Annotated in this window: 5 protein-coding genes; all 5 read left to right on the forward strand. The window is 71.0% G+C overall.

Features of this window, described 5'->3' with window-relative positions; genetic code table 11:
- Positions 1–118 precede the first annotated feature (118 nt).
- Positions 119–1,015 carry an SIS domain-containing protein gene (locus NNI01S_RS03715; protein ID WP_063017476.1) on the forward strand — a complete coding sequence of 299 codons (897 nt, stop codon included), beginning with the start codon at positions 119–121 and terminating at the stop codon, positions 1,013–1,015.
- A gap of 303 nt (positions 1,016–1,318) precedes the next feature.
- A complete protein-coding gene (locus NNI01S_RS03720; protein WP_084488436.1) occupies positions 1,319–2,368 on the forward strand; it encodes an ROK family protein in 1,050 nt (349 codons plus the stop codon).
- 375 nt (positions 2,369–2,743) lie between these two features.
- Positions 2,744–3,904 (forward strand): N-acetylglucosamine-6-phosphate deacetylase, encoded by a 1,161-nt coding sequence (locus tag NNI01S_RS03725; RefSeq protein ID WP_063017478.1) that lies wholly within the window; start codon positions 2,744–2,746, stop codon positions 3,902–3,904.
- A gap of 8 nt (positions 3,905–3,912) precedes the next feature.
- On the forward strand, positions 3,913–4,854 hold the full coding sequence (locus NNI01S_RS03730) for a hexose kinase (protein ID WP_281180596.1): 942 nt from the start codon (positions 3,913–3,915) through the stop codon (positions 4,852–4,854).
- 340 nt (positions 4,855–5,194) lie between these two features.
- Positions 5,195–6,052 (forward strand): class II fructose-bisphosphate aldolase, encoded by an 858-nt coding sequence (locus NNI01S_RS03735; protein ID WP_245675954.1) that lies wholly within the window; start codon positions 5,195–5,197, stop codon positions 6,050–6,052.
- Positions 6,053–6,304 lie beyond the last annotated feature (252 nt).

Consider the following 6,304-nt stretch of genomic DNA (forward strand, 5'->3'; position numbering starts at 1 on the left):
CCGCCGATGATGGGAGGACGCACCGTCCGTGCACCTCAATGTAGACCGAATCGTGATCATATGTGACTGATTTGGGTATAAATTTGACATAAACGATCACTCGGGCGAAGCTGTTCGGGTGCCTACGCCTGAGCCGCATCTGGCCACCGAAGTAGCGACCCAACCGGACGACTGGACGCGCGCCGCGACCGTCGCAGCCGATCACCACGCCGCACTGCCGAGGCCAGGCGAGCGCGTGGCGGTGATCGGCTGCGGCACTTCGTATTTCATGGCGCGCGCGATCGCGGCACTACGGGAGGGCGCGGGCCTCGGGGTCACCGACGCCTGGCCCGCCAGCGCCGTTCGCGCTCGCGACTACGACCGCTACCTGGTGATCTGCCGTTCCGGCACGACCACCGAGGTGGTGCGCGCCATGCGCGACATCCCGGCGCACATCCCGCGCGCGGTGATCTGCTCCAGCCCCGGCACGCCCGTCCTCGAACTCGGCGACGCGATCCTCATCGACCAGGTCGACGAGCGATCGGTGGTGCAGACCCGGTTCGCCACGACCACCCTCGCGATTCTGCGCAGCCACCTCGGCGAAGACCTCGCTCCGGTGATCGGCCAGGCGCGGGCGGTCCTCGCCGAGGATCCCGCCGAATCGCTGGCCGCCGTCCGCGGCGCGGAGCAGATCAGCTTCGTCGGCATGGGGTTCGCGGCGGCCATCGCCGACGAGGCGGCGCTCAAGCTGCGCGAATCCTGCCAGTCGTGGACGGAGGCGTACCCGGCGACCGAGTACCGCCACGGCCCGATCGCCATCTCCGCGCCCGGTCGCGCGGTCTGGGCTTTCGGACCGCTGGAGCCGGACTTCGCCGCCGACGTCACGGCCACCGGCGCGCACCTGGAACACCGCGACATCGACCCGATGGCCGACTTGATCCGGGTGCACCGGCTCTGCCTGCTGCGCTCCGCCGACCTCGGACTGGACCCGGACCACCCGCGCGGCCTGAATCGCTCGGTGGTACTGAAGTCGTGAGCGAGGGCGCGCGATGAGAACCGGCCGAGGGCTGGTAACGGGCATGCCGGCGCCGACTCCGGACCGAGATGGTGCCCGATCGCGCGGATTCCGCCGATGACGAACCCGTGCCGAACAGACACGCGACTCCGGACGCCGACCGCCGCGCCATCGGAGGGGATCGGCCGCAGACCACCGTCGGCCACTGACCGATCCGCACCCGCACCCCCAGCGGACACGGCCGAATCACAGCGTCGCGACGCGACGGCACCGCAGGCTGCACGTATACCGGAGCCGGAGCAGCCACGAACTACTGTGCCGAGGATGGGAACCGAGCAGTCGCGTACGCCGTCGGTGGCATCCATATCGCGCACCGCGGGCACGGATCGCGCGCGTCCCGGCATCCAGGTACCGGGGTCGCCCGGGCAACTCACCGGCGCGACGGACACGGCCGCACTGCCCGCTGATGCCCTCGTGCTCGGCGTGGATGTCGGCGGTACCACCATCAAGGGAGAGGTCACCGACGCCGCAGGAGCAGTGCTGGCCGTGGGCGCCGTCGCCACGCCACACGGTGCGGCCGCGTTCGAGGCCATGGGCGACCTGGGCGAGCGGTTGCTGGCCGACCTGCCGGAATCCGGCCGCCACCGGGTGCGCCGGGCGGCCGTGGTGCTGCCCGGCATCGTCGACACCGCTCGATCCGTCGCGGTGTTCAGCAGCAATGTCGGCTGGCGGGACGTGCACGTGGGCGACCGCTTCACGCAGCGCTGGGGTGTGCCGACGTTGATCGAACACGATGTGGCCGTGGCCGGTTGGGCGGAATGGCGGTACGGCGCCGGGCAGGGCCACGAGAACGTGTGCGTCGTCATTCTCGGCACAGGCATCTCGGGAACGCTGGCGGTCGGCGGACGGTTGGTGCGCAGTAGCTACGGGCAGGTCGGCGAGTACGGGCACGTGCCGGTGCGGCGCGCGGGCGGATTGCCCTGCCCCTGCGGCAATACCGGCTGCGTCGAGACGGTCGCCTCGGGCGCGGCCATCGCGCGGGCCTTCACCCGGCGCACCGGACGCGAGACGAGCGGCGCGGAGGAGGTATTCGCGCTCATGTCCACCGATCCCGACGCGGCCGCCGTGGTGGCGGACGCGGTCGACGCGCTCGCCGACGGCCTGGTCGGCATCGTGCACGCGGCCTGCCCCGAACTGGTCGTGCTCGGCGGCGGGCTCGCCGGCGCGGGCGCGGCGCTCACCGAACCCCTGCACCGGGCCCTGTCCGACCGGCTCCGCCTGGTCCCCGCGCCCCGAGTGGTGCTGGGCGAGTTCGGCGCTCGTGCCGGACTGGCGGGCGCCGCACTGTTCGCCCGTCGCGGTGCGTTGACATGACGGGTCGCGCGGACGATCCAGCGCCACCTGGAGTCGGCGGTTCGACCGCGCCGCGCCGACCAGCAGAGCAGCTGCGAAGCCGTACGGCTGTCGACACGACGCCCGATGAACAGCACAGCCGACCACAGTCCGGCGGACGTCTCGGTGGCCCGCCGAAAGGGCGCGGCATCCCACCGCCCGAGAAGTCCCCGGAGCACATCCGGTCGTCGCGTACCACGCTCGACGAGACGGTGACGACCTTCAGCTGTGGCGCGATCTTCCGACTCGGACACGCCGTGAGACCGTCGCATTCGGTCCCGGTCGGGCGCGCACGGACGTCACCCGGCATCGCGGAACCGCACGCCGCGCGGGCCCGCCCGGCAGAGGGGCTCTGACATGAACGCACACACCGAGCTGATCATCCGAGGGCGCATCGTCTCGGCGAGCGTCGCGCTGGACGACGGCGTGGTGCTGGTCACCGGAGACCGGATCGCGGCCGTGCGATCGTTCTGGCAGTGGCGGGCGGCACATCCCGATTTACCTGAGCCGCCATTTTCTGGAACCGTGCTGCCGGGGCTTGTGGACATTCACAATCACGGCGGCTTCGGCTATCGGTTCGATACCGTGCACGGTGCGGATGCCAGGGCCGCCGCACAATCGCACCATGCGCACGGCTCGACCACCGTGGTGGCGAGCGTGGTCACCGGGCCTGCCGCGGAGATGGTGGCGCAGACCGCCACCTTGCGCGAACTCGCCGAGGAAGGCCTGCTCGGCGGAATCCACGTCGAAGGGCCGTTCCTGGCCGAGGGGCGCTGCGGAGCGCAGGACCCGCGTTTCCTGCGGGATCCCGATCTCGGGTTGACCGACCGACTGCTGACCGCGGCAGGCGCGCACCTGCGCGCGATGACGCTCGCCCCGGAGCGCCCCGGCTACGCGGCCGTCGCGCGGCGCCTGATCGACAGCGGTGTGGTGGTCGCGCTCGGCCACAGCGACACCGACTATTCGTACTTCCGGAATGCCCTGCTGCCCAACGGATCAGGAAGCGTCGTTACGCACCTGGCCAACGGCATGCCGCCGCTGCATCACCGGCGTCCGGGCCCCGTCGCCGCGGCACTGGCGGCCGCGGCGGCGGGGGACGTCATCGTGGAACTGATCGGCGACGGCGTGCACGTGGATCCGGGCTTCGCCGCGCTCGTGTTCGCGACCGCGCCGGGGCGAGTAGCGCTGGTCACCGATGCCATGCAGGCCGCGGGCCTCGGCGACGGCGAATACCGGCTCGGCCCGCAGCCGGTGACCGTGCGCGACGGGGTGGCCCGCATCGCAGGCGGATCGATCGCGGGCGGGGTCAGCACCTTGCTGGAGTGCGTCGCGCGGGCGGTACGGGAATCCGGTGTCCCGCTGCGGGACGCCGTGCTGGCCGCCACTTCGGTCCCGGCCGCCGCCCTCGGGCTCGCCGACGTCGGTGACCTGCGGCCCGGCCGATTCGCCGACATATTGACAGTCAGTGACAATCTCCACTTGCGCGGGGTGCTCAGACGTGGACAGTGGTTGAGGTGATCCTCACCGTGACAATGAATCCCGCGTACGACATGACCTATCGCGTCGAACGCTTCGAACGCGGGCAGGCCCACCGGGTCCGGTCGGTGGAGCAACGCATCGGCGGCAAGGGCATCAACGTGACCCGGGTGCTGAATCAGCTCGGCAAATACGCCAGGGCCACCGGGTTCTCCGACCACGCTTTCGCGGCCGCCGCCGAACTGGAGATGCCGGTCGACTTCGTGCACGCGCTGCCCTGGGTGCGCCGCACGGTGGTGATCAGCGAGTCCGAGGACGGCACCGCCACCGCGCTGTGGGAGCCGGGGGCCCGGGTCTCCAATCCGCACGCCGCGGAGCAATTGGCCGTGCGGGTGGCGGGCCTGTTGCCCGAGATCGCCGGGTTGGTCATCTCCGGGTCGCTGCCGGGCGGCATCGAGCCGTCGCTGCCCGCCGAGATCGCCCGCACCGCCATCGCGGCAGACGTGCCGACCATCTGCGACGTCGACGGCGAGGCGCTGCGCTTGGCGGCGCAGGTGCCGGGCATCGTGCTCACCCCGAACAGCGCGGAGTTGCGCCGCCTCACCGGTGCGGAGCCCGAGACCGACGACGAGATCCGCACCGCCGTGCAGCCGCTGATCGACAACGGGGTGCGGGCCGTGATAGTGACCCGCGGCCCCGACGGGATCGCCGCGGTGACCGCCGATGGCGCGTGGTCGGCGGCGCTGGCCGAACCGCTCGCCGGAAATCCCACCGGCGCGGGCGATGCCGCGGTGGCGGCCGCGATCGCCGCCCTCTCCTCCGACGCGCAGCCGGACTGGGCGGCCCTGCTCGCCGACGTAGTGGCCACCTCCGCGGCCGCCGTCGTCATCCCGGTGGCCGGTGAGATCGACCGCGGCCTGCGCACCCGTCTCGCCCCGACCGTCCGAGTCCGCGAACTGGACCTACCCACACCACAGAAGACTTCCCCATGACCGCCGCGCACTACACCGTTCCACGCGGGACGATCCGATGGCCGCGGCCGCTCGGTCCAGTGGCGACCACTGGCAACCCAGCACTCCGAGCTGCACACGGCCCACGCTGTACCGGCGCACGGCTTCCTGACCCACCTCGCCGTTCCACAGCGCGACGTGGAAACGACCCGTGGTTCGCACGCACGCCGCTCGGTCCAGTGGCGACCACTGGCAACCCAGCACTCCGACCTGCACACGGCCCACGCTGTACCGGCGCACGGCTTCCTGCCTACGTCGCCGTTCCGCAGCGCGACGTGGGACCGGCCGGGTTCCCGCCCCCGTCCCTCGCTCTACCGAAAGCATGTCTATGCCGCTGACCTCGATACCTGACCTGATCGCCGTGGCCCGCCCGGGCGGACTGGGCGCGTTCAACGTGATCACTCTCGAGCACGCCGAGGCGATCGTGGCCGCCGCGGAATCTGCGAAGCGGCCCGCGGTTCTGCAGCTCTCGGAGAACACCGCGCGCTATCACGGCGGGATAGCCCCGCTCGCCCTCGCCTGCCTGCGCATCGCCGCCGACAGCGACGCCGCGGTCACGGTGCATCTCGACCATGCCACCGATGCCGGATTGATCCACAGCGCAGTCGGTCTCGGCATCCGCTCGGTCATGTACGACGGCTCCGCTCTCGACTACGCCGACAACGTCGCCGCCACCGCGGCGATCACCGCGTGGTGCCACGAACGCGGTGTGCACATCGAAGCCGAGCTCGGGGAAGTGGGTGGCAAGGACGGCGTCCACGCCCCCGGCGCGCGCACCGATCCGGACGAGGCGGTCGAATTCGTGAGCGCCACCGGCGTCGACGCACTCGCGGTCGCCGTCGGCTCCTCGCATGCCATGCACACCCGCACCGCCGAACTCGACAACGACCTGATCTCCCATCTGGCCGCGAAAGTCCCCGTCCCCCTGGTCCTGCACGGCTCCTCCGGCGTCCCCGACCACGGCCTGCGCGCCGCCGTCGACCACGGCATGACGAAAATCAATATCGCCACCCGCCTCAACATCCGGATGACAACCGCCATCCGCGAACACCTCACCCAAAACCCCCACCTCGCCGACCCACGCAACTACCTCACCCCCGCCCGCGTCGCCATCCGCTCGGAAGTCGAACACTTCCTCCACCTCCTCGCCGATCCCCACCCCGCCGACGCCCCCGAGTGATCGGCTGGCGAGATGATCATTCGACACACCACGGTCGACTGTTCCGACCCCTTCGCACTCGCGTCGTTCCGGAGCGCCTTCACCGGATGGCCGGTAGCGGACTACAAAGACCACCGAACCCCCACGGCCTAAGCTGGGCCACCCACCGCGCCCCCGAATCCTGCATCGAACGCCGTCCCTGACCGCCCTATGCCACGAGTGGCACACCACGGAGAGGTCTTCTCGCATTTCGCCGCAGCCATGTGCCACTCG

Origin of the sequence: Nocardia niwae NBRC 108934 = DSM 45340, from assembly GCF_001613465.1 — a bacterium.
GTDB lineage: Bacteria > Actinomycetota > Actinomycetes > Mycobacteriales > Mycobacteriaceae > Nocardia > Nocardia niwae.

Excerpts from the sequence above, each read along its gene's own strand:
- NNI01S_RS03720 (WP_084488436.1), top strand. The coding sequence starts at position 1,319 with ATGGGAACCGAGCAGTCGCGTACGCCGTCGGTGGCATCCATATCGCGC.
- NNI01S_RS03725 (WP_063017478.1), top strand. The coding sequence starts at position 2,744 with ATGAACGCACACACCGAGCTGATCATCCGAGGGCGCATCGTCTCGGCG.
- NNI01S_RS03735 (WP_245675954.1), top strand. The coding sequence starts at position 5,195 with ATGTCTATGCCGCTGACCTCGATACCTGACCTGATCGCCGTGGCCCGC.